Annotated in this window: 21 protein-coding genes; 6 read left to right on the top strand and 15 right to left on the bottom strand. The window is 60.7% G+C overall.

Features of this window, described 5'->3' with window-relative positions; genetic code table 11:
• The first annotated feature begins 6 nt into the window (after positions 1-6).
• Entirely contained in the window at positions 7-1,407 is a 1,401-nt protein-coding gene (locus tag M0D68_RS31365) for a DHA2 family efflux MFS transporter permease subunit (RefSeq protein WP_266226306.1), read from the top strand.
• A 3-nt stretch (positions 1,408-1,410) separates the two neighbouring features.
• On the opposite strand, the gene M0D68_RS31360 is transcribed toward M0D68_RS31365, so the two are convergent.
• Positions 1,411-2,184, bottom strand: a complete 774-nt coding sequence (locus tag M0D68_RS31360; protein ID WP_211701326.1) for an SDR family NAD(P)-dependent oxidoreductase — start codon at positions 2,182-2,184, stop codon at positions 1,411-1,413.
• Positions 2,185-2,435: 251 nt separating this feature from the next.
• Between M0D68_RS31360 and M0D68_RS31355 the strand changes: the two genes are divergently transcribed.
• Both M0D68_RS31355 and M0D68_RS31350 read left to right on the top strand, forming a co-directional pair.
• Positions 2,436-3,365: a LysR family transcriptional regulator gene (locus M0D68_RS31355; RefSeq protein ID WP_093644929.1), complete on the top strand. Its 930-nt coding sequence runs from the start codon at positions 2,436-2,438 to the stop codon at positions 3,363-3,365.
• A gap of 180 nt (positions 3,366-3,545) precedes the next feature.
• A complete protein-coding gene (locus M0D68_RS31350; protein ID WP_093644931.1) occupies positions 3,546-3,788 on the top strand; it encodes a hypothetical protein in 243 nt (80 codons plus the stop codon).
• A gap of 63 nt (positions 3,789-3,851) precedes the next feature.
• On the opposite strand, the gene M0D68_RS31345 is transcribed toward M0D68_RS31350, so the two are convergent.
• The 3 genes from M0D68_RS31345 to M0D68_RS31335 form a co-directional block, all read right to left on the bottom strand.
• Positions 3,852-4,568 (bottom strand): Crp/Fnr family transcriptional regulator, encoded by a 717-nt coding sequence (locus M0D68_RS31345; protein ID WP_093645034.1) that lies wholly within the window; start codon positions 4,566-4,568, stop codon positions 3,852-3,854.
• A gap of 228 nt (positions 4,569-4,796) precedes the next feature.
• On the bottom strand, positions 4,797-5,039 hold the full coding sequence (locus tag M0D68_RS31340) for a hypothetical protein (protein ID WP_211701325.1): 243 nt from the start codon (positions 5,037-5,039) through the stop codon (positions 4,797-4,799).
• Between the two features lie 117 nt (positions 5,040-5,156).
• A complete protein-coding gene (locus tag M0D68_RS31335) occupies positions 5,157-5,408 on the bottom strand; it encodes a DUF1488 domain-containing protein (protein ID WP_093644935.1) in 252 nt (83 codons plus the stop codon).
• Between the two features lie 136 nt (positions 5,409-5,544).
• Here M0D68_RS31335 and M0D68_RS31330 point away from each other — a divergent pair, with 136 nt between their 5' ends.
• On the top strand, positions 5,545-5,724 hold the full coding sequence (locus M0D68_RS31330) for a hypothetical protein (protein WP_093644937.1): 180 nt from the start codon (positions 5,545-5,547) through the stop codon (positions 5,722-5,724).
• 223 nt (positions 5,725-5,947) lie between these two features.
• A complete protein-coding gene (locus M0D68_RS31325) occupies positions 5,948-7,036 on the top strand; it encodes a glycosyltransferase family A protein (RefSeq protein WP_266226304.1) in 1,089 nt (362 codons plus the stop codon).
• A 29-nt stretch (positions 7,037-7,065) separates the two neighbouring features.
• Here the strand turns inward: M0D68_RS31325 and M0D68_RS31320 are convergent, their stop codons facing one another.
• From M0D68_RS31320 to M0D68_RS31310, 3 genes are all read right to left on the bottom strand, one after another.
• Positions 7,066-7,791: an amino acid ABC transporter permease gene (locus M0D68_RS31320; protein ID WP_266226303.1), complete on the bottom strand. Its 726-nt coding sequence runs from the start codon at positions 7,789-7,791 to the stop codon at positions 7,066-7,068.
• A gap of 2 nt (positions 7,792-7,793) precedes the next feature.
• Entirely contained in the window at positions 7,794-8,519 is a 726-nt protein-coding gene (locus tag M0D68_RS31315) for an amino acid ABC transporter permease (protein ID WP_256456465.1), read from the bottom strand.
• Between the two features lie 106 nt (positions 8,520-8,625).
• Positions 8,626-9,447, bottom strand: a complete 822-nt coding sequence (locus M0D68_RS31310; RefSeq protein WP_093644943.1) for an ABC transporter substrate-binding protein — start codon at positions 9,445-9,447, stop codon at positions 8,626-8,628.
• A gap of 303 nt (positions 9,448-9,750) precedes the next feature.
• On the opposite strand from M0D68_RS31310, the gene M0D68_RS31305 reads away from it, so the two are divergent.
• The gene (locus M0D68_RS31305) at positions 9,751-9,972 is read left to right on the top strand and encodes a hypothetical protein (RefSeq protein ID WP_054039606.1); all 222 of its coding nucleotides are present in this window, start codon (positions 9,751-9,753) and stop codon (positions 9,970-9,972) included.
• Positions 9,973-10,110: 138 nt separating this feature from the next.
• On the opposite strand, the gene M0D68_RS31300 is transcribed toward M0D68_RS31305, so the two are convergent.
• The 8 genes from M0D68_RS31300 to M0D68_RS31265 all read right to left on the bottom strand — a co-directional run bounded on the left by M0D68_RS31300 (position 10,111) and on the right by M0D68_RS31265 (position 23,479).
• Positions 10,111-11,424: an MFS family transporter gene (locus M0D68_RS31300; protein WP_093644945.1), complete on the bottom strand. Its 1,314-nt coding sequence runs from the start codon at positions 11,422-11,424 to the stop codon at positions 10,111-10,113.
• A gap of 424 nt (positions 11,425-11,848) precedes the next feature.
• Complete coding sequence (locus M0D68_RS31295; RefSeq protein ID WP_200621706.1) at positions 11,849-13,567, bottom strand: SpoVR family protein; 1,719 nt, start codon at positions 13,565-13,567, stop codon at positions 11,849-11,851.
• Positions 13,564-14,835, bottom strand: coding sequence for a YeaH/YhbH family protein (locus M0D68_RS31290; protein ID WP_054039600.1), 1,272 nt, complete (start codon positions 14,833-14,835; stop codon positions 13,564-13,566). Before M0D68_RS31290 ends, M0D68_RS31295 begins: the two co-directional genes overlap by 4 nt.
• A gap of 187 nt (positions 14,836-15,022) precedes the next feature.
• On the bottom strand, positions 15,023-16,945 hold the full coding sequence (locus M0D68_RS31285) for a PrkA family serine protein kinase (protein WP_054039598.1): 1,923 nt from the start codon (positions 16,943-16,945) through the stop codon (positions 15,023-15,025).
• A gap of 826 nt (positions 16,946-17,771) precedes the next feature.
• Entirely contained in the window at positions 17,772-18,533 is a 762-nt protein-coding gene (locus M0D68_RS31280; protein ID WP_266226301.1) for a hydratase, read from the bottom strand.
• 315 nt (positions 18,534-18,848) lie between these two features.
• Positions 18,849-20,651, bottom strand: a complete 1,803-nt coding sequence (locus tag M0D68_RS31275) for a methyl-accepting chemotaxis protein (RefSeq protein ID WP_266226299.1) — start codon at positions 20,649-20,651, stop codon at positions 18,849-18,851.
• 483 nt (positions 20,652-21,134) lie between these two features.
• Entirely contained in the window at positions 21,135-22,175 is a 1,041-nt protein-coding gene (locus M0D68_RS31270; RefSeq protein ID WP_093644957.1) for a LacI family DNA-binding transcriptional regulator, read from the bottom strand.
• A 341-nt stretch (positions 22,176-22,516) separates the two neighbouring features.
• Entirely contained in the window at positions 22,517-23,479 is a 963-nt protein-coding gene (locus tag M0D68_RS31265) for a sugar ABC transporter substrate-binding protein (RefSeq protein WP_200622667.1), read from the bottom strand.
• Positions 23,480-23,664 lie beyond the last annotated feature (185 nt).

Here is a 23,664-nt window from a genome sequence, read left to right as displayed (position 1 = left end):
TTGAACATGAACAAGGATTCCGCCCAGACCGCACTGCTCTGGATTGTCGCCGCCGGCTTTTTCATGCAGTCGCTCGACACGACCATCGTCAACACCGCGCTGCCGTCGATTGCGAACAGCCTGCACGTCGCGCCCCTCGCCATGCAGCCGATCGTGGTTGCCTACACGCTGACCATGGCGATGCTCACCCCCGCATCGGGCTGGCTCGCCGACCGCTTCGGCACGCGGCGCGTCTATTTCGTGGCGATTCTGATATTCGTGCTCGGATCGATCTGCTGCGCGAGCGCGCATACGCTCGGCCAACTGGTGATGGCGCGGGTCCTGCAAGGACTGGGCGGCTCGATGCTTCTGCCAATCGGAAGGCTCGCAGTCCTGCGCAGCGTCTCGAGCGAGCAATACGTATCGGCGCTCGCGTTCATTTCGATTGCCGGCCAGTTGGGCCCAATCGCCGGTCCGACGCTCGGCGGCTGGTTCGTCGAGGCCATCACGTGGCACTGGATCTTTCTGATCAACGTGCCGATCGGCGCGATCGGTCTCTACGCAGTGCAGCGGTTTTTGCCGGCGCATGGCGAAACCCAGGCGCCGCCGTTCGACTTTGTCGGTTGCGGGCTGCTGTCCCTGTGCATGATCGCGTTTTCGCTCGCCGTCGAGGCGCCGGTCGCGACGCATCGCGCGGCATGGTCGGCGGGTCTCTTCGCGCTCGCGGTGGTCAGCGCGCTCGCCTACATTCCGCACGCAAAGCGCCGCGACAATCCGCTCTTCAAACTCTCGCTCTTTAGCGAACCGAACTTCAGCGTCGGTCTGATCGGCAACCTGGTGTGCCGCATCGGCTCGAGCGCCGTACCGTTTCTCGTGCCGCTGCTGCTGCAATTGCAACTCGGCTACACACCGCTGCATTCCGGCCTGATGATGCTGCCTGCCGCACTTGCCGGCACCCTCACCAAACGCTGGATTGCGCCGCTCGTGCGCCGCTATGGCTATGACACGTTCCTGCTCGTCAACACGATCATCGTGGGGTCGGCGATCGTTGCGTTTGCATTGATTACGCGGGGTACGCCTCTCATCGTCGAGATCGTGATTCTGGCGGTGTTCGGCGGCGCCAACTCCATGCAATTCGCGGCGATGAACAGCGTCACGCTCAAAGGCCTCTCGCATGAAGATGCCGGCAGCGGCAACAGCCTTTTTTCGATGGTGCAGATGCTGGCGATCGGCTTGGGTGTCTCGATCGGCGGCGGCCTGGTAAATCTCTTCTCGGCACAATGGGGATCGGCGGCGCTCGGGTTCCGCCTGAGCTTCGTGTGCGTGGGCGTCATCACGCTGGTGTCCGCATGGGTGTTTCGGCATCTCGACGAAGCGCCCGTCACGCGCGACATGCGTCGCCAGGCGACCCAGGGCGCGGGGCGTTGAATCTCAGTCCGGCAAACGGATGCCGGAAAATCCCTCGCATGCTTCGAGCAAGCGCTCTTGCACCGCGACGTCGTGGACCGCCGGATGCGTCTCGCGCGGCTTCTTATGATAGAAGTACGCGCCGCTGACGGTGGCCGACGGTTCATCGCTGGCAGCGAGCCACACCTGGGTTTTCGGCGCCGCTTGCAGATCGTCCGGCGCGCCTGCTCCGCCCATTTTCGTCGCCACCCAACCGGGTTCCAGTGCGTTCGACAATACCGCCGGCCAGCGGCGCGCGATCGCAAACGCCAGCAGCGCGTCATGCAGTTTCGAATCGGAATAGGCCGCTGTGCCCCGCCATGGCCGCCGGTCCCATGCCAGATCGTCGAGGCTCGCGTCGCCGCTTCGATGCAGGCCTGAGCTGAGATACACGAGCCGCTTCGGCTTCCTGATCAGCGCGGTCAAGATGTAGGGGGCCAGCGTGTTGACCGCGAACACGTGCGGCAGGCCGTCCACGGTGGCAATCCGGCGCGGCTCCTGGTAACCGACCGCCGCGTTATGGATCACCGCGTCGAAGCGGCCGAGTGTGTTGACCTGCTCCGCCAGCGCGATTGTCGCTGCAATGCTCGACAGATCGCCTGTTAAAGCAGTTTCCGCCTCCGGTACGGCCTTCAACGCTTCCTCGGCACGCGCCGCATTGCGTGCATGCACAACCACTTGATGACCGGCGTCGACGAGCAGACGCGCGGCCATCTGGCCAAGACCGTCGGCGGAACCGGTGATAAAAACTCGCGACATGATGGTGCACTCCGTTGATCAGTCATCTATGCCTGACGCATGGTGAGAACCGCGTTCCATCGTGCGGCAGGCGAACCCGTGCAGATTAGCGCCAAACGAGTGCCTGACGCGATAGCGCGGCTGTCATTCCACTCATGACGCCGTGTCATTGATTGACCCGGACAGGTGGCGTTTCCCGGCGTCGTCGCGTGAATTCAAACACTATTTCGCGATAGCATGTCATGCATTAATACGTAACAAGGGAATATCACATGCCATTTGACGAGCGCATGCTGAACGGCATGGGCGTGCTGACAGCGATTGTCGACTGCGGCAGTTTTGCGGCGGCAGGCGAAGCACTCGACATGTCGCAATCCGGCGTCAGCCGTTCGGTTGCACGGCTCGAAGCACGCCTCGGCATCCGGCTATTCGACCGCACCACCCGCTCGGTTACGCTGACTGACGAAGGCCGGCGTTTCTACGAACAGATCGTGCCGCTGCTCGGCGGACTCGAAGAAGCAGCGGCTTCCGCGGCGCAGGGCGCCACGGCGGTTCGTGGACGTTTGCGTGTGAACATGGACCCGTTCTTTTCGCGTCTCGTGCTGGGGCCGAGGCTCGGCGGCTTCGTCGACAAGCATGCCGATCTGCATCTCGAGTTGATCACACGAGACCAGTTAGGCGATATGGTGGCCGACGGTTTCGATCTTGCGATCCGTTTCGGCGACCCGCCGGTTTCGTCGCTCATTGCGCGCAAGCTGCTCGACACACGGGTTCTGACCGTCGCCGCGCCCTCGTATCTGAAGAAACACGGTCATCCGGCAAGCCCGGCCGAACTCGAAAGCGGCAAGCACGCATGCATCAAGTTTCGTGATCCGCTAACGGGTTACCCGTTCAGTTGGGAGTTTCATCGCGGACGCAAGAAGACGACGATTACGCCGCAAGGCCGCCTGACCGTGAACGACGTCGGCACCTTGCATAGCGTATGCGCTGCCGGCCAGGGCGTCGCGCAGATTCTCGCGTTCGGCGCCGAGTCATTGTTCGCCAACGGCAAACTGGTCGAACTGTTTCCCGACTGGAGCGACGAAGTTTATCCGCTGTATGCGCTCTATCCTTCGCGTCATCATCCGCCGGCCAAGGTGCGGGCATTCTTCGACTTCATCGTTTCGCTGACTGGCGGCCCGACACGCGAAACGGCCGCTTGAGTGACGGCCTGGCGAGCGTGACGTCTCGCCGACAGCCATCGAGCGGCATCCGTGCGTTTATCGGCGTGGAGTATATCGGCGTGGAAAGCGCGACTTCGCATCTTGTACGGTAGCGTGCAGACACAATCTCACGATGCGCGCAGGCTATGTGAAGGCACTCACTGCCCGTACGGAAAAACTATGTCGAACTACCCATTTGAGAGCGAGCTCGCCCATCTCGAACAGATTATTCCCTTTCTCATGACTGCTCCGCCCTTGGGCCTGCCCTACTGGCGACGCCGGATTCTCGCCTTGTCTCCGCCTGAAGGACGTCTGCCGGCTGGCAGTGCCCAACGTATCGGCAGGTTAATGGACGTATTCGAAGAGATCGAGCGCAAGGCATCACCGGACGCAGCGTCTGCAGCAAGGACAACGGCACGCTAGCGCGCTGGACGGCGAACCGGATCAGCCAGCCGTGCTCGCCCTCGCTTCGCCACGGGGCGTTCGCTAGATCGCCTGCAATGCCGGCAACAGCCGGTCGAATTCGCGCTTGACCACCGCGTAGCATTCACACACGTGGACTTCCAGACCGGGCCGGTCCAGCACGGTGATATGGCCGTGGCTATAGCGGATCAAGCCGGCGTTCTGCAGTTTCAGCGCCGCCGCGGTAACACCGGAGCGACGCACGCCGAGCATATTGGCAATGAGCTCCTGAGTCATACGCAATTCGTTCGACGGCAAGCGGTCGATGCTAAGCAGCAGCCAGCGGCACAATTGTTGATCGATCGAATGATGGCGGTTGCATACCGCGGTCTGCGCCATCTGGGTAATGAGCGCCTGCGTATAGCGCAATAGAAGGCGCTGCATGGGGCCGCCGCGATTGAATTCGTCTTTCAGCATGCGCGCATTCAAGCGCCAGGCGCGGCCCGCGCTTTGCACGATCGCGCGGCTCGGCGTGGTCTCGCCGCCCATGAACAGCGACACGCCGACAATGCCTTCATGTCCCACGATGGCGATTTCCGCCGAGGCGCCGTCTTCCATCACATAGAGCAACGAAATAATCGACGTAGTGGGGAAAAAGACGTGTTCGAGCTGACCGCCGGATTCGTAGATCACCTCACCTAAGGGCAAATCGACTTCGACCAGATGCGGCTCGATGCGCGCCCACTCCAATTCGGGCAACACCGCTAACAGTTGATTCGCTTTTGGGTCACCCTTAAGCATCGGTGGCTCCTTGCTGGGTTCCGGACGCGCCAGCGGCGCGGCTACGCATTGATCTGCGGAAACGGCGCAAGCACGCGTTCCGCTGCAACGGCGATTATGAACCGCGCTCAGGACGCGCGGAATCGGGTAAAGCGCCCGCTTCGCTTCGGCCGTGAGCGTCAACGGCTTCAACGCACACGGCACAAATAGAAAAACCGGCTCGACGCCGGTTATTTTCGTTCCGAATGCCTACAGAGCGATGGGTTTCTTTTTGAGTATCAAGGGTCGGCGCGTTTCCATCAGCGTGCGTTTCGCACCGAGCCACTTCGTCACGTGCTTGACCCATTGCTTCGGCGCGGTTTCAATTCCCTGCGCCTGCTGAGGCTCGTTTGCCGTGGGTGCGGCCGTTTTTTCGCTTTCGGCAAGGCGCTCTGCTTCGCGCCGGCGTTTGCTATCGGCAATTTCTTCTAGATTGACCTGGTCATCATCCATGCTGGAACTCCCGCGACAAAGCACGACGAGGCGCCGGTGGGCGCCACGCTGCTTCGGCTGTGGAACAAGGCGGCGCACGGCAGGTCCGGTTGGACCTACCGCGCCGCGCTCGCTGTATCAAGAAATCGTGTAGCGGTTTTGCGGACCGCCGACATACAGACCGCGAGCAAGCGTGAGAATTTGCTCGCGATGACGGTCGAAGGCTGCCAATACTGCCGGCTCGTCGGAGCCTGCGCTCGGGCTCAGATTCGAAATGACCGAATTATTGACAGTGAAGGCGATTTCGCGCGCATTGTCATAGCCCCAGAAATTGACACAATGACGGAAGGCGTCATAGCTGCGGCTTGGGTTCGGGAAGTTGAGGGACATTTCACGCTCCCGTGGTGTTTTCCTTCTTCACGGTGCGCTGAATATGGGGCGCGGTCAAGGTGTTGTTTGTAAGTGTGGATGTTTATCGGGTCCATGCCTTGCTGTTCTGTAGGTGTTCTCACACCAGGAGCATGCAATGAGCGAAACCAAAGAACACAAAGGCGCCAAACCTGCCGACATCGAACATCCGCAGCCCGCCACCCATAGCGACAACGAAAAGAGCAAGCTGCCCGAACGCCACGACGAAGGGCGCGATCAGTCGCCGGCGGACCGCCCAGGAAAAAAACCCGGCGAAGGCGAACCGTCAGTAAGCTAAATTATTAACCGCTAGCCCAACGCCTAGCCCAAGCGGCTTTGCTGCGTTTTTTGCATCAAAGCCGCATAAATTCTCCCCTTCGAACCGCTTTCACAGCGCGGACATTTCTTCCGATTTATTACGGATTATTTTTTCCCTGCAATGGACTATTTTGCTGCATGCAGCAATGTGTGCGCAAAGCGAACCGGCTGCCGCCCCTTAACAGATAAGAACGGAGACGCCCGTGTTCACCTTCTCCACTCCTACGTCCCGCCCTTCCCGCTCCTCTCCCAAGGTTTCCATTTGCCTGCCCACCTGCAATCGGCCTGAGTTGATCGTCGAGTGCATCGATTCGTGCCTCGCGCAGACGTATGGCAATCTGGAGATTGTGATCGGCGACGATTCAAAGGACGAACGCACCCGGCAGTTGATCGCGCAGCGCTACGCAAACGAGGCGCGCATCCGCTATGTGAAGAACCAGCCGGCACTCGGCCAGGCGCGCAACGTCGCGAGCCTGTTCGCGCGCGCACGCGGCGACAAGATCCTGCTGATTCACGACGACGACCTGCTCACCACCGACGGCGTCGAAAAGCTGGTGTCACTATGGAAGCTTCATCCACAGCTCGAAGTGGCCTTTGCCGATCAGTATGAGGCCGACCACACCGGCGCCATCGACTTTGAAGGCAGTGCACGCCTGAATACCGCGTTTCGACGCACTCGGGAAGCTGAAGGCTTGCAGACTTTGCCGGGCAGAACCGGGCTGATCCAGATGTTCCCGAACAACGGCTGGATGGCGAACGCGGATCTCGTCAAACGGATCGGCTATAGCGACCAGTACGGCATGTGCTGCGATTTCGTGTTCGGCACCGAGCTCTGTCTCGCCGCGCGCGAGGTGTTCTATCTGCACGAATACGTGTCGGTGTATCGGAAGACCGCGACCTCGATCTCGCACAGCACGCGCGGCACGACGGTTGCCGCGACCGTGAGTGCGTATGCGTTCGTCAAGGCGCTGAAACTGCCTGCGCAACTGGAGCCGTCACGCAAGCTGGCGTTGCGCCGTCTCGCGCCGATCGTCGTCTCGGTTCATGCGAAGAATCGCCAGGCAATGCCGGGATTGAAGATCGCCTTCACGCATCTCTTCGCCTACAACTATGGTTTGAGCACGCGGCTCTATTACCACCTGCTCATCCTCTCACGTGCTGCCGTAAGCATACGGCAGCGCGCGGCGGTGGCCGCGGTGGTCGCGGCAGCGCCGGCTGTCATTGCCGAGCCAGCCGCCGCGGTGACAGAGCTCGTCACGGACCTCGTGACGGATCGATCCGAAATGATCTGACGCAGCCGCAGTTGGAAGCGGCTGTCCGGTCAGTCGCCGGACAATGCCTGGGTGGCGGCCGGTGCGCGCGGCAGCACGATGCGCTTGCGCCGCGTCAACGCATAAGTCGCGATGCGGTCAAGCGCCGTGCACAACACCAGATAGATGAAGCCGACGAACAAAAAGATCTGCGCGGGATACACCATCAGCCGGTTGCTGACCTGCGTCGCGACGAACGACAACTCGCCGACGCCGACGATATACGCAAGCGAGGTGTCCTTCACCAGCGATACCCATTGATTCACGAACGACGGCGCCATGATGCGCATCGCCTGCGGTAGCGACACGTAGCGCAGTGTTTGCATCCGCGTGAGACCGAGCGAGAGCCCGGCTTGCCACTGACCCTCGCCGACAGCACGAATGCCCGCGTGCACCGAGTGCGCGAGGTACGCGCCGCCGATCAGCGAGAGCGCGCAGACGACCGTTGCGAGCCCGGGCACATCGACATGGAAGACCATCGGCAGCAGGAAATACGTCCAGAAAATCAGCATCAGCATTGGAATCGCGCGGAAGAAGCCGATCACGAGCAGCAACGGCACACGGGCGATGCGCCCCGCCAACGCCAGCGCAATCCCACCCGCGACGCCGAGCACGGCCGATGCAAGGGCCGAACACAACGCGAGTACCAGCGTGAGCGCTGCGCCGCCGAGCGGTCCTTGTGGAAATGCGCCGACCAGCAGATACGGCAGGTTGTGGGCGAACAGTGTCCATGTCATGTTCAGCGCCTCGCCAATGAGCGGTCGCGCGCATGCGCCACCGTATGCGAGACCGCTTCGATCAACGCGATGGCGGCGATATACAACACGGTGGCCACACCGAACGCCTCGAAAGTCTTGAAACTCTCTGTCTCGACTTGACGCGACGCGTACGATAGTTCGGCCAGACCGATTGCCATGGTCAGCGATGAATTTTTCACGAGGTTCATGTATTGACCGAAAAGCGGCGGCAGCGAAATGCGCACCGCTTGCGGCAAAACGACGTAGCGGAACGCCTGCAATGGCGTGAGACCAAGCGCCGCGGCCGCGGCATGCTGACCATCCGGCACGCCGCGCAAACCCGCCTGGAACTCTTCGGCGATGAAAGCCGCGGTATAGCACGTGAGCCCGAGCCATCCGGCGACAAACTCAAACGATGGCCAGCGCAACGCGTACACGCCGAGGTGCACGCCATGCGGCGTATTCAACCATTGCATCAACGCGTCAGGCATCAGCGTGGCCGCGCCGAAGTACCAGAAGAACAGTTGCACCAGCAACGGCGTGTTGCGAAACACCAGCACGTACGTGGCCGTTGCGCGACGCAGCCAGCCATACCGCGCATGACGCGCGATCGCCAGCACGAAGCCGGACACCGTGGCCGCGAGCGCCACCGTCAACGCGAGACCGACGGTGACACCAAAGCCTTGCCACAGCCACATCAGATACTTTGGAGCGAGCCACGCTTGCATCTTTGAACCTGCTTCCTGAAACCTGCTTCTTTCGAAAATGCCGACGGACACGTTGCCAACGTGCCCGTTCATTGCTGGGTGCCTGGATGCTACAGCGACACGACGATCAGGTCTTGTCGCCGATCTTGAAGATGCGTGCGAGCGGGGTCTTCGTTTGCGGACCGAACCAGCGGTTGTAGATCTTCGCCGCAGAGCCGTCGGCTTCCAGCCCCTTCAGCGTGTCGTTCACGAAGCCGACCAGACGCGTCTCGCCCTTCGGGATGCCGACGCCCATGTAGTCGTTCGAAATCGTGAACGCCGGAATCTCGTAGTTCTGCTTGTCCGGCACGTTCGCGAGCAGGCCGACCAGCTTCGGACCATCCTGCGTGATCGCCTGCACGTTGCCCGCACGCAAAGCCGCGAACGCGAACGGCGTGTCGTCGTACGCGACAATCGTGGCTTGCGGGAATTTCTCGCGCAGCGTGATCTCGTTGGTGGTGCCCTTGTCCGCGCCCACCCGCAGGCTGTTGATCTGATCCGTCGACTTCAGCACGCCCTTCTTCGCCAGGAACTGCTGGCCCGACGAGAAATACGGAATGCTGAAATCGACCTGTTTGGCGCGCTCCTCGGTGATCGTGAAGTTGGCGAGCACCAGGTCCACTTTTTTCGACGTCAGGAACGGAATGCGGTTGGCCGGATTGGTGGGTTGCAGTTCGAGTTTCACGCCGAGCTTGTCGGCGAGCGCCTTCGCGTAGTCGACGTCGAGACCGACAATCTGGTTGCTGGTTGCGTCGACGTAACCGAACGGCGGATTGCTGTCGAAGGTCGCGACGCGCAGTACGCCGGCCTTCCTGATGTCGTCGAGACGGTCGGCATAGGCGAGCCCCGGCGCCGTCAGCGAGAGTCCCGCCAGTGTCATTAACCAGGCAGCGAGTATTTTCGATTTCATTTTTATGGATCTCTTGGTTTGTGCGTGATGCTTGTTCAATATGCGTGCGATGTTTCTAAAAACGGATGCGTGTCGGCGATATCCATCGTCAATCCGTTGCAACCGCAAGGTGCAACCGATGGCCACGCATGGGCGTCACATTAGCAGCGACGCTGCGCGCTCCGAACCAAGAAATGCTCCTGTAATAAGCGCGTTTTCTGCTAAGCATCCACTCATTAGCAAACGTGTATTTGTCGCTTGGGCTTGCAAGCGCGGCTGATTAGGATGGACCTCGAACCGTCATCAGCCCGGAGGTTATCCACCATGTCCGACAGTGCCTGTTTCAAGCCACGTGTGATCGAGCCGGTCGTCGTCAATCAGCCGGAAGGATTGGGGCTTGCAGTGGAATTGTGGCTTGCGCATCCCGTCGATGGGATTGCGGGGCGCGCCGTGCAGATTCATCTGCGCAGCGATGCGAAGATGGCGCAAGCCGAGTCGCTACGCGACCTGCTTCATGCGCTGGGAACGGAGATCGTGGTGGCGTGAGCGTGAACTTCGCGCCGTGCTTGCCGTGCTTGCCGTGCTTGCCGGCGGGATAAAAAAAACGGCGGCCGGGTTGCCCCAGGCCGCCGTTTTCAAAGAGCGCTCATGCGCGCTGTTCGAGCTTATCGCCTGAACTCAAGCTCAAGGCTCGTTGCGCAGATAGCCTTCTTTCGAAGGATCGCGCATGCGCAGCGACACGAGACCCGCAATCGCGCACAGCGCAGTCACATACCAGTAGAACGTCGTCTCGCTGCCCACCGATTTCAGCCACAGCGCGACGTATTCCGCCGAGCCGCCGAAGATCGCATTGGCCACCGCATACGACAACCCTACGCCCAGCGCCCGCACTTCCGGTGGGAACATTTCGGCCTTGATCAGGCCGCTAATCGACGTATAGAAGCTGACGATCGCAAGCGCCACGACAACAAGGCCGAAGGCCGCATACGGACTCGTCACGTCTTTCAACGCATGCAGCAGCGGCACCGTGCCGATAGTCGCGAAGAAGCCGAAGAACAGCATCGAACGACGGCGGCCGATGCGATCCGACAACGCGCCGAACGCCGGCTGCATGATCATGTAGACGAACAGCGCCGCGGTCATCACGTTGCTGGCCGTCTTGGCGTGCATACCGGCCGTGTTGACCAGGTACTTCTGCATGTAAGTCGTGAACGTGTAAAAAATCAGCGAACCGCCGGCCGTGAAGCCGAGCACCGTCGCGAATGCACCCTTGTGCTGCCACAAGCCACGCAGCGTGCCGGCTTCCTTGCGTTGACGCGTTTCGGCCGTGGTCGTTTCTTCGAGCGATTTACGCAGATACAGCGCGACCAGCGCCGCTAACGCACCGATCACGAACGGCACACGCCAGCCCCACGCTTTCAGTTCTTCGGTGGAGAGGGTTTGTTGCAGGATCACCAGCACCAGCAGCGCGCACAACTGGCCGCCGATCAGCGTGACGTACTGGAACGACGCGAAGAACCCACGACGGCCCTTGAGCGCGACTTCACTCATATAGGTGGCGCTGGTGCCGTATTCACCGCCCACCGACAGGCCCTGGAACAGCCGCGCGACCAGCAGCAGCGCCGGCGCCAAGGCGCCGATCTGCGCATACGTGGGCAGCACGGCGATGACGAGCGAGCCGCCGCACATCATGAACACCGACACCATCATCGCGGTCTTGCGGCCGTGCTTGTCCGCAAGCCGGCCGAAGAACCAGCCGCCGATCGGGCGCATCAGGAAGCCCGCTGCGAAGACGCCGGCGGTGTTGAGCAACTGCGTGGTGGTGTTGCCGCTCGGGAAGAAGGCCGGCGCGAAATACAGCGCGCAGAACGAGTACACGTAGAAATCGAACCACTCGACTAGATTGCCCGATGAAGCGCCAACGATCGCGAAGATGCGGCGCCGGGTGTCGTGTGCGTCGTAAGTGGTGGCCACGGTTTGGTCGGTCAGGTCGGTCATGCTGTTGTCTTTCCTTGTCTTTAAACGGAGGTAGCGGTCGCGGCGCCGCTTTCACAACACGCGCATCGCGGTGCCGCGCTGGCACCTATAGCGCGCGTGCGCGAATTTTACAGAATTGCAAGGGAGAGATGGGGGTTTGTTAGGGACTATCCCGAGAGGCTCGTTGCCAGGTCTCCGAGTGCTGCTTAGTGAGCGCCTCAGGGAGGAGACCGATACGAGGTTGATATCGGTCTCCTTGGGCATCGCGAGAATTCTGCCTTCCGGAACGGATTGTGGGTTTTTCAGTACTTTTTCAAAAATTACTGAAAAAAGGAGGCGACGCGACCCGCCAGACTCCGAATGACAAAAGCCCCTGTTCGTCATAGACAAACAGGGGCTTCGGACAGATCAGAAAACAGCCTCTACGCAATAAGGCCGAGCGAACTCAAACCCTTATCGCCGGCGGCACATACTTGCACTCATACCGCTTCCTCACCGTGCCGTTCTCATCGACGCTTTCCAGGTAGACGTCGAACTGCCACAAGCGCGCCATGTGCTTGAGCACTTCATCGCTATCGCCGGACAGATGCCGGTTGTCGCTCATGAAATGCCGCAGCGTCAGGCTCCGGTCACCACGCGTATTCACCGCCCAAACCTGAATATTCGGCTCCCGATGGTGCATGTCGTACTGCCGCGACAACGCCTGACGCACGTACTGATACCCGCTGTCGTCGTGAATCGCGGACACTTCGAGCGCATCGCGCATGTCGTCGTCGAGCACCGAGAACAGACGCATCTCGCGAATCAGATGCGGCGACAGATACTGCGCGACGAAACTCTCGTCCTTGAAGTTGCGCATCGCGTAGTGCATCGCCTGCAGCCACGGACTGCCGGCCAGCTCGGGGAACCACTTGCGGTCCTCCTCGGTTGGCGATTCGCAGATCCGGCGGATGTCGCTCATCATCGAAAAGCCGAGCGCATACGGGTTGATGCCGCTGTAGTACGGTTTCGTGACCGGCGGCTGGTAGACCACATTGCTGTGCGAATGGAGAAACTCCATCATGAAACCGTCTTCCAGCTTGCCCTGGGCATACATCGTATTGAGCAAGGTGTAGTGCCAGAACGTCGCCCAGCCTTCGTTCATGACCTGGGTTTGCCGCTGCGGATAGAAATACTGGCCGACCTTGCGCACGATGCGGATCACTTCCCGCTCCCACGGCTCGAGCAGCGGTGCGTTCTTCTCCGCGAAATACAGCAGGTTTTCCTGCGGCTCGGGCGGATAACGCTCCTCGATTTCCTCCGGCAACGGCGTATGCCGGGTCGGCAAGGTGCGCCACAGTTCGTTGACCTGCGATTGCAGATAAGCCTCGCGTTCGCGGCGCGCCGCAAACTCCTTTTCCAGCGACAGTTTCTGCGGACGTTTGTAACGGTCCACGCCGTAATTCATCAACGCATGGCACGAGTCGAGCAGTTCCTCCACCCGGTCGAGCCCGAAGCGCTCTTCGCACTCCGCGATGTAATTCTTCGCGTAGACGAGGTAATCGATGATCGCGTGCGCATCCGTCCATAGCCTGAACAGATAGTTGCCCTTGAAGAAAGAATTGTGGCCATAGGCCGCGTGCGCGATGACGAGCGCCTGCATCGTCATCGTGTTCTCTTCCATCAGATACGCGATACAAGGGTTCGAATTGATGACGATCTCGTACGCGAGCCCCATCTGCCCGCGACGGTAGCTTTTTTCGGTAGAGAGAAAGTGTTTGCCGAACGACCAGTGACGGTAGTTCACCGGCATGCCGACGGACGCGTAAGCGTCCATCATCTGTTCGGCGCTGATGAGTTCGAGCTGGATCGGATACACGTCGAGTTCATATTGCTCTGCAACACGGGCAATATGCGAGTCGTACTCTTCGATCAATTCGAAGGTCCAGTCGGACGGGCACGGCAGAGGCCGTCTATCGGCTACGTTCATACGGACTTCCCTTTGCCCCTCAGTGGGCGTTCCGGTGTGTCCCCGTGCTGCAGCGGCGTCGACTGCTCCGGCTGCGGCGGCTCCCGTATCGTCCGCCTTCGCCTCGGCATGCCCCGACTTTTGCTGCTGCGGCACGCCTTTTCCGCGCGCCGGCTGATCGCCGCGCGCTTCGTTGGGCAGGTGCTTTGCCGTCATGAAGACGCCACCTGCTTTTCAAACAACTCCCGAAACACCGGATAAATGTCAGCCGCGGTCTCGACCTTCTTCATCGCCATGTGCGGCTGGCTCAGCGCCAACTGTGCATATTCGAGCCACAGGTTCTGCTCTTCCGGCGTCACCTGGATATACGCAAAATAGCGCACCTTCTCCAGGATGTCATCCGAAAGTATCTTGCGGCACTTGGGCGAATCGTCGGTCCAATTGTCGCCGTCAGACGCCTGAGCGCCGTAAATATTCCATTCAGTCGGCGAATAGCGCTCGTCCATCACCTTCTGCATCAGCTCCAGCGCGCTCGACACCACCGTGCCGCCGCTTTCCGTCGAATGAAAGAACGTGTCTTCATCGACCTCTTCAGCGCGGGTGTGGTGGCGAATGAACACCACCTCGATCTTTTCGTAGTTACGCTTGAGGAACAGATACAGCAGGATGAAAAAGCGCTTGGCGAGATCCTTGCGCTGCTCGTCCATGGAACCGGACACATCCATCAGACAGAACATTACCGCCTGGCTGGACGGCGTAGGCTGCTTCACCCGGTTCACGTAGCGCAGATCGAACGGATCGATAAACGGAATGCGCCAGATGCGCCCGCGCAAATGGTGGATTTCCTCTTCGAGCAGTTTGATCTCGTCGCGACGGTCGTCCGGATCGGCCTTCATCACTTCGAGTTGCCGTTCCATCTCGTGCAACTGATTGACGAGCGGCGCACCAAGCGCAATCCGGCGGCCGAGCGCGCTGCGCAGCGAACGGACCACGTCGATATTGTTTGGCGTGCCTTCGGCCGCCCAGCCGGCGCGGATGCTTTTCCACGTGGGCACGGCCATCAGATGGGTTTTGACGAGACGCGGCAGTTCAAGGTCGTCGAAGAAATACTGCATGAATTCTTCGCGGCTCAACTCGAACACGAAGTCGTCCTGACCCTCGCCCTCGTTGCTCGCCTGGTTGCCCCCGCCTCCGCCGCCGCCCCCTTGCGGGCGCTGGATCTTGTCGCCGCGGATGTAGTCGGAATTGCCCGGATGCACCATTTCCCGCTTGCCGCCGGGGCCATGCCGGAACGACGGTTCCGCAATGTCCTTGCGTGGGATGGTGATGCTCTGGGTGTTCTGAATATCCTTGATGCTGCGATCGCGAACCGCTTCCGAGACAGCGCGACGAATGTAGTTTTTAACGCGGCGCAAAAAACGCTCGCGGTTTGCAATGCTCTTGTTCTTACCAGCTAACCTGCGGTCGATGATTTGATGAAGCACGCCCGGTCTCCAGTATCGACCGGAGTTGGCGCTTTAGCGCTTACTCCGGTCCTATGCAGTCGCAATTTCCGCTGCGCGAGACGTACGTTGCAATAGGCATGTCGGCAAACGCAACGCTATGTCCATGCAACTTGCGGCTCGCAAGGTGCCCGCGCGGTCAGACCGCGCGGGCGGCACGCAGTGCGTATCATGACGACTTGCGCACGCGCAGATACCAATCACACAGCAAGCGCACCTGCTTCGGCGTATAGCCCTTCGTCACCATGCGGTTGACGAAGTCTTCGTGCTTGCGCTGCTCTTCCGCCGAACCCTTGGCGTTGAACGAGATCACCGGCAACAGCTCTTCCGTGTTCGAGAACATCTTCTTTTCGATCACGACGCGCAGCTTCTCGTAGCTGATCCACGCGGGATTCTTCCCCGCGTTCGCTGCCCGCGCACGCAGCACGAAGTTCACGATCTCGTTGCGGAAGTCCTTCGGGTTGCTGATGCCCGCAGGTTTCTCGATCTTCTCCAGTTCGGCGTTCAGCGCCGCGCGGTCGAAACTCTCGCCGGTGTCGTGGTCGCGGAACTCCTGATCCTGAATCCAGAAGTCCGCATACGTCACGTAGCGATCGAAAATATTCTGACCATACTCGGAATACGACTCCAGATACGCGGTCTGAATCTCCTTACCGATAAACTCGGCATAGCGCGACGCCAGCACGTCCTTGATGAACGACAGATACTTCTGCTCGGTTTCCGGTGGGAACTGCTCGCGCTCGATCTGCTGTTCGAGCACGTACATCAGATGCACCGGGTTCGCCGCGACTTCCGTCGAATCGAAGTTGAACACGCGTGACAGGATCTTGAACGCGAAGCGGGTCGACACACCGGTCATCCCTTCATCCACGCCCGCGAAATCGCGGTACTCCTGATACGACTTCGCCTTCGGATCGGTGTCCTTGAGATTCTCGCCGTCGTACACCTGCATCTTCGAGAACAGGCTGGAATTTTCCGGCTCCTGCAAGCGCGTGAGCACCGACATCTGCGCCATCATCTTCAACGTACCTGGCGCGCATATCGCACTGGCCAGCGACGAATTGCGCAGCAGCTTCTCGTAGATCTTGACCTCTTCGCCATAGCGCAAGCAGTACGGCACCTTCACGACGAAGATCCGGTCGAGCAGTGCTTCGTTGTTGCGGTTATTGCGGAACGCCTTCCATTCCGACTCGTTCGAGTGGGCGAGGATCACGCCATCGAACGGGATTGCACCGAAGCCTTCCGTGCCCTTGAAGTTGCCTTCCTGAGTCGCGGTAAGCAGCGGGTGCAAGACCTTGATCGGCGCCTTGAACATTTCGACGAACTCGAGCAAGCCCTGGTTCGCAAGGCACAGGCCACCAGAGTAGCTATATGCGTCCGCATCGTCCTGCGCGTACTGTTCGAGTTTGCGGATATCGACCTTGCCGACCAGCGACGAAATATCCTGATTGTTTTCGTCACCAGGCTCCGTCTTGGCGATACCGATCTGACGAAGGATCGATGGGTAGCGTCGCACCACGCGGAATTTGCGGATGTCGCCGTTGTATTCGTGCAGGCGTTTCACCGCCCACGGACTCAGAATGTTTTTCAGGTAGCGGCGTGGAATACCGTATTGCTCTTCGAGGATCGGACCGTCCTCGTCGTAATCGAACAGACCGAGAGGCGACTCGTTCACGGGCGAGCCCTTGATCGAGTAGAACGGCACGCGTTCCATAAGTTGCTTCAGACGTTCCGCGATCGACGATTTACCGCCGCCGACCGGTCCCAACAGATACAGAATCTGTTTCTTTTCTTCGAGCCCCTGGGCCGAGTGCCGGAAGTAGGCGACCACCTGCTCGATCACCTCTTCCATTCCGTAGAACTCACGGAATGCGGGGTATACCTTGATGACCTTGTTCGCGAAGATACGCGACATGCGCGGATCGTTGCGAGTGTCGATCTGTTCTGGTTCACCGATTGCCGTCAACATGCGTTCGCCAGCCGTAGCGTACGCGGCGGGATTGTCTTTGCAGAGCGCGAGATACTCCTCGAGCGAGAGTTCATCTTCTCGCGTTTTCTCGAAGCGGGTCGCGAAACTGCTGTAGATATCCATGCTACCTCCTCGCCGAAGTCTAGACCGATGTCGTGCGCGGCGCGCTATTCGGAAACGACATCGCTCGAATTCATCCTAAACCCTTTTAAATTTTTTTTCACGAACTACGTTGCGAAAATCGCGCCGTACCCGCCTCCCAACATTCCTCACTTGGAAACACAGATTCGCTCACCTACAATCTTCCGCTCACATCACAGCGAATGTGCAGCGATTGCCGGCTCACGTTACTGCCTCTCCTGCGCCCTCTGCTCGTCATACTGACCAGCACTGACCAGCACGGTTCGCCATGCTCCGTTACACGAATCGTCTCGTTCATCGAACGATCCCACTGCTCTACCGGACAGCCTGTCTGCATGCGCACACTTTCGTGCATCGAGCACGGACGTCATGCGTTTTCTGTGCCCGGGACCTTTTTTCATCAACGCGCGGCTTCGCTGTTTGGTCTACAGCGACATGCGCAGTGTTACATGTTCGTTCGCCGTGATCACCTGCGACGCGCTTCACCGACGCAGCGTCAAGCGGTTCGTCAACGCGACGGCTGTATTGTTCCGCACTATTTCGCATGAAGTGCGGTGTGTTGCCGCTGCTTGCTGCCCATGCCTGCCTCGCGTATTAACCGCGTCGGCGACATGGTTAGCCGCATATATAACTGGATCACGGCAGCGCATCGGGCCACTTCATAGGTGTATACGGCTAAACGCGCAGTGCAGATGCGCCGGCAAATGTAAAACGGCCGCCCGCGGGCAGCCGTTTGCGTGATGCTTCGTAATCTGCGGTTACAAGCGGACCCTCACAAGCGCACCGTTACAAGTACACGATGACTCGCTCAGGTCAGTTCAATCTCCACTTCCCCAAGGCCGTCGATGTGGCCGCGCACGATGCCCGGCTTGTCCACATTGTGCGCACCGACGTACGAACCGGTGGTGATCGTCCATTCCGGCTCGATGGTGATGCCCATGGCGGCACAATGGTTGACGAACCACACCAGCAGTTCACGCGGATCACCGGCCGGATTACCCGTGGCTTCGGGCACCAGCGAGTTGCCGTCGAAACTCAGCTCGAGCTCGGGCGATACGAAATCGAAGCTGCGCGCAAGACCCGTATAGGCAACCGGACGACCCGTGATCAAGGCGCCGTTGTTCTGTGCGTCGGCCAGTTGCGCGAGCGGCGCGACATTGGGCCACTCGGCAAAGCGGCTATCGACGATCTCGATGGTCGGCAGCACCATGCCGACCTTCGACAGCACCTCATCGCGCGCATAAGCCCGGCCGCGCGGTTCGATCGCCTCGGCGAAACGGAAGGCGACCTCCAGCTCCACCAACACCCGGAAAAAGCCGGTATGGGCCACCCGCGCGGGCGACGGCAGCACCAGCGAAGCCGGAATCGGCGCGCCCGCGGCGGCCCCGCCCGGCGCTCTGGCGCCGATCTTCCACGCACCGGTCGAGTCGCCGAGGCCCACGATCACGGCCTGCTGGATCGCGTACGCGGTTGCTGCGTCAGGCGGCAGGCTGTCGAGTGGGGGCGCATCGATCGGGCGATGCTGCCGGCGGGCTTCGACGAGGCGGTGCGCGAGGTCGTATTGCGTCATGTCGGTCCTTTATGGCTGGCGCGTTGAGCGTTGGGTTGCCGCGCTGAGTTGCAGCAGTTGGGAAAAGCGGGCTCACGGTCCGCGCGTTGACTGCCTTTGGCGGCGATTTGCCGATACAAGCGGTAGTCGCGCCCGTCAATGTACCGGATCATGGCGCTTACCAGGGTGTCGACAACGCATGTGAACGTTACTTAGTGCGCAGACCATGAAAAAAGACCGCGGTTGCATGCGCAATCGCGGTCTTTATCGTCATGCGGTCGATCCGCACAAGCGCCGTTCCGTCTGATGCATCATCGGGAACGAATGTTGCAACGATCAGAAAGTTTCCCAATCCTGATCGCTTCCGGCGCTCGCCACTGCCCGGGCGGGTGCCTTCGTCGGCGCGGCGGCAGCCGGTGCCTGTGTCGCTGCGGACGCAGCAGACGTCCTCGCTGCCGGGGTGGCTTGTGAAGCGGAATGTGACACGGCGTGTGACACCGCATGTGGCACCGCATGTGGCACTTTACGTGCCGCCGCCGGGCGAACCGGCGCGGCCGCGCGCTTCGGCGCCGCGCTCACCGGCGCCTTGAAACCGCTTTCTTCGAGTTGGAACACCGCGACCGCCGAACGCAGTTTGCCGGCCTGATCTTCGAGCGAAGACGCTGCCGCAGCGGCTTCTTCGACCAGCGCGGCGTTCTGCTGCGTCACCTCGTCCATCTGCGTGACCGCGCGCGCGACCTGGTCGATGCCGCTGCTTTGCTCTTCCGAGGCCGCCGCGATCTCGCCCATGATGTCGGTCACGCGCTGCACCGCACCGATGATCTCGGTCATGGTGCGGCCCGCTTCGTCGACCAGCGCCGAGCCGGACTGCACGCGCTCCACCGAGGTGTCGATCAACTCCTTGATTTCCTTGGCCGCCGCCGATGAGCGCTGCGCGAGGCTGCGCACTTCGCCTGCCACCACCGCGAACCCGCGCCCTTCTTCGCCGGCCCGCGCCGCTTCCACGGCCGCATTCAGGGCCAGGATGTTGGTCTGGAACGCAATCCCTTCGATGATCGAGATGATGTCGGCAATCTTCGCCGAGCTCTGATTGATGTCGCCCATCGTGCCGACCACCTGGCCGACCACCGCGCTGCCCTTGTTGGCAATCTCGGACGCATTGGCCGCCAGCGAACTCGCCTGGCGGGCGTTGTCGGCGTTCTGCTTGACCGTGCCGGTCAGCTCTTCCATGCTCGACGCGGTTTCCTGCAACGCCGACGCCTGCTCTTCCGTTCGCGAGGACAGGTCGATATTGCCGGCCGCGATCTCGCGCGTGGCGGTCGCAATCGATTCGCTGCCGCTGCGCACCGTACGCACCGTTTCGGTGAGGCTGCGCTGCATCTTGGCGATACCTTCCAGCAGTTGCCCCATTTCGTCGCGCGAGGTGATCACGACCGGGCGGCGCAGATCGCCAGCGGAGATCGCGTCGAAATGACCGAGAGCGGCGTCGAGCGGACGGCCAATCGCGCGGCTGAGCGTCAGGTACGACAGCGCGGCGGCAAGCACGCCGACCAGCAGTGCGCCCATGCTCACCATACGGAACACTTCGAAACTGCTTTGCGCGGAGTCGTAACCTTGCTTGGCCGAGTCGAACTGGAACTTGCGCAGCGCGTCGTCCGCCGTGGAGAGGTCGTTGTATGCCACCTGCAGCCGCTTGGCGCCGTCGACAACCTTGCTCTGGTCGTTCGCCGTAATGATTGCCGAAAACGACTCCAATTGCTGATGGAGTGCATCGCGCTTGGCGATTACGTCCTGCGCGAGACGGTCTTCACCGGTGTCGCGCGGCAGGTCCATATATTTTTTCCACCACATGTCGGACGCCGCGCGCATCGCACGCGCACGTTCGATCGTCGAGGCCACCTCCGGCGTGCCCATCATGAACGCGGCCCGGTCGAGCGCCAGCCGCTCGCGCGCGGCAAACAACTCGGCGTTGCCGATATTGACCGCGCTCGGCATTGCGTTGGCGAACGTATCCTTGTAAGCGTCGTTCGAACGGCTCATGCCGAACAAACCGAAAACGCCGATGGCGACCAGCAGCGCGGCGAGGAAAGCCATCGTGAGGCCAATCCGCGCCTTGATCGTGATGCCTTTGTTCAACATGCTCGTTCCTGTACTTAACAAATAAGAGGCTGCGTGCGCAGCGCGGGGTAGCGTGTGGCTCTGCGTACATGGCGCTGATTTGAGGCGGCGCTCTAATAGTTTTGTTTACGGCACCTGATCGGCATACTTGAAGGATTTATATGGTATGAAGAAAGACGTTGTAAACAATTGGAAGAAATTACAAAACACTGACAGGCCGTGTCTGTGCGGCGCTCGCACGGCGTTTTGGGCATTCGGGGAATTGCATTCACGCGGCGCGAAAGCGCCGAACGCGGATAGGCGAAACGGATTCAGACGGGGTTTAAAGCGGGACTTTCGATCCGGGACCTTGGGCGCGCAATGGCGCGCTCGAAGACGGGTGGGAAGCGCTTAAGTCCGGGTCGGCGCTCAACTCTCGCGCGCGATTCAGCAGCCCGCAAAAAGCCGCATGGAAGACCGGCCGCGAAGCCTTCCGGCTCACGCCCGGGAACACGACAAGCGATATCAGGCCGCCATATCGCGTCTCGCCAAGCCGGCCCATGTTGCGGTCGATTCGCGCACGATCAGGCGCGGCGACACGACACGCCGGCGACCCAGCGCTCGCGGACTGCCCGACGAGGTACCCGCAATGCGTTCGATCAGCGTCTGCGCGGCCATATCGCCGAGCGCGCGGACTGACTGCCCGACTGTCGAGAGCGCCGGATAGGTGAATCGTCCCAGTTCGATATCGTCGAATCCGATGATCGAGCAATCGCGCGGCACGCTGATATTGCGCTCCGCCGCGGCGCGCAACGCGCCGATGCCCATCATGTCGTTGCCGGCAAAAATCGCCGACGGCTTCACGGTGTCGAACAGTTGTCCCGCCGCGCGATGACCGCCCATTCCCGAAAAATCGCTTTCGACAATGGCCCCGGCCGGAATCTCGATACCGCGTTCGGTCATGGCGCGGATGAAACCGTGTACCCGCATGGCGCTCACGGCCGTCTTGACAGGCCCGGTGATGCAGCCGATCCGCACGTGTCCCAGCTCGAGCAGATGACGCGTCGCAAGATAGCCGCCCTTCTCGTGGTCGATCTGCACCAGATCCGCGTTCACGCCCTCGATATTGCGGTCCACGACGACCAGCGGCTCGCGGGCGTCGGCAAGCGCCTGCGCCAGCACCGCGTCGTCGCCCGCGGAGGCGACGATCAGTCCGTCGATACGCTTTTCCTGCAGAACACGCAGATAGTTACGCTGCTTGGCCGGATCGTCGTCGGAATTGCAGAAGAACAGGCAGTAACCGTTGCGCGAGCAACCATCCTCGATACCACGCGCCATCTCCGCGAAATACGGGTTCGTACTGTTCGGCACCACCAGACCGATCGTCGCCGTCGCCCGCGCCTTGAGCGAGCGAGCCACCGCCGACGGTACATAGTGAAGCTGACGGATCGCGTGTTCGACCTTCGCGCGCACGTCGGCCGACACCGGCCGTGAGTTGTTCACCACGTGCGATACCGTCGTGAACGACACGCCTGCCACGGCCGCTACATCCTTGATCGTCGCCATAACCTGTTGCTCTCCTGCCTGTTGTTCCCGCCGGCCACGCCATCTGGCGACCCACCGGACGTCTTCCTCGAAGACAGACCACACCCATGAATACTTGCTTTAATCGCACTGATCCGACAAGCCGCGTGCCGGTGGCCTTGTCGCTTACCTCTGGATTTAACGGCGGCGCAGGAGGTTTCTTGAGCGTTTATTGAATTGACGCGGGTTCGCGCGCCTTTTGTCATGCATTCCGCATGCAGCGGCGTAAGCGCGAACCCGCGTGCTTCGGCGTGCTTCGGCGTGTTGCGGCGCTTCTTGTGGTGCTTCTTGCGGTGCGTATTTCGGCACCTACTGCCCGACGCTTACCTGGTCACGAGGTCGCACGGCGTTTCCACCACGCCGGACAGCTGCGACTGCTTCTTGTGCTCGCTGATCGCCTTCAGCGCGGTGTCGATACCGAACACGGCCTGCTTGGCGGCGTACTGGTCGGCGGTGGCGAGCACGCGACCGTCCTTGAGCATCGGCTTGATCGCGTTGATGTTGTCGTAGCCGACCACCAGCACCTTGCCCTGCTTGCCGGCCGCGCGCACGGCCGAGACCGCGCCGATCGCCATATTGTCGTTGCCGGCGAGGAGCGCCTTCAGGTTCGGATACTCATTGAGCATCGCCGACGCCACCGCGTTGCCCTTGTCGATTTCCCATTCGCCCGACTGCACCGACACGACCTTTGCACCGACGGTCTGCATGGCGTCCTTGAAGCCCGCGGTGCGTTGCTGCGCGTTGGTGGTGGTCGACACGCCTTCGATAATGCCGACTTCATCGCCCGCCTTCAGCTTTTTGGCCAGATAGTCGCCGACCTTCTGCGCGCCCTTGCGGTTATCCGGGCCGACGAACGGCACGTTCAGATCTTTCGACTTGAGCACGTCCGGGTCGAGCCGGTTGTCGATATTCACGACGATGATGCCCGCGTCGATGGCCTTCTTGACGACCGGCACCAGCGCCTTCGAATCAGCCGGTGCCAGCACGATCGCATCGACCTTCGAGACGATCATCTGTTCGACGATGCGGATCTGGTTCGCCGTGTCGGTTTCGTCCTTGATGCCGTTGGTGATCAGGTCGAACTGCGAGGCATTGTGTTTCTGATAGTCCTTCGCGCCGGTTTCCATGGTCAGGAAGAACTCGTTGGCGAGCGACTTCATCACCAGCGCGACCTTCGGCTTATGAGCGGGCGTGGATTGCGCGTAAGCAGAGGAAAACGGAAAAGCGGCGGTAGCGGTGACGAGAACAGCGGCCGCCAGCATGCGGCGGCGAATGCGATGGCTCATGCCAATCTCCAGGGTTTGTTGGGCTCGCGGCGAGCCGTATTTTTAGTAGTGCGCAAACGTTTGCGAGGCCTATTCTCAGCGTGCCATTTCCGCAGTGTCAACGATTCGCAGTGTTGCGGTGCGTCGGCTCGCAGAAAATGCGTCGATGCGATGCGCTCGATGGCGTCGGCGCGGTGCGGCGAACA

It is taken from the genome of Paraburkholderia sp. SEWSISQ10-3 4 (assembly GCF_030464785.1).
Lineage (GTDB): Bacteria > Pseudomonadota > Gammaproteobacteria > Burkholderiales > Burkholderiaceae > Paraburkholderia > Paraburkholderia aspalathi.
The sequence above is the reverse complement of the archived record's forward strand: the minus strand, read 5'-3'. Positions and strand labels throughout refer to the sequence as shown.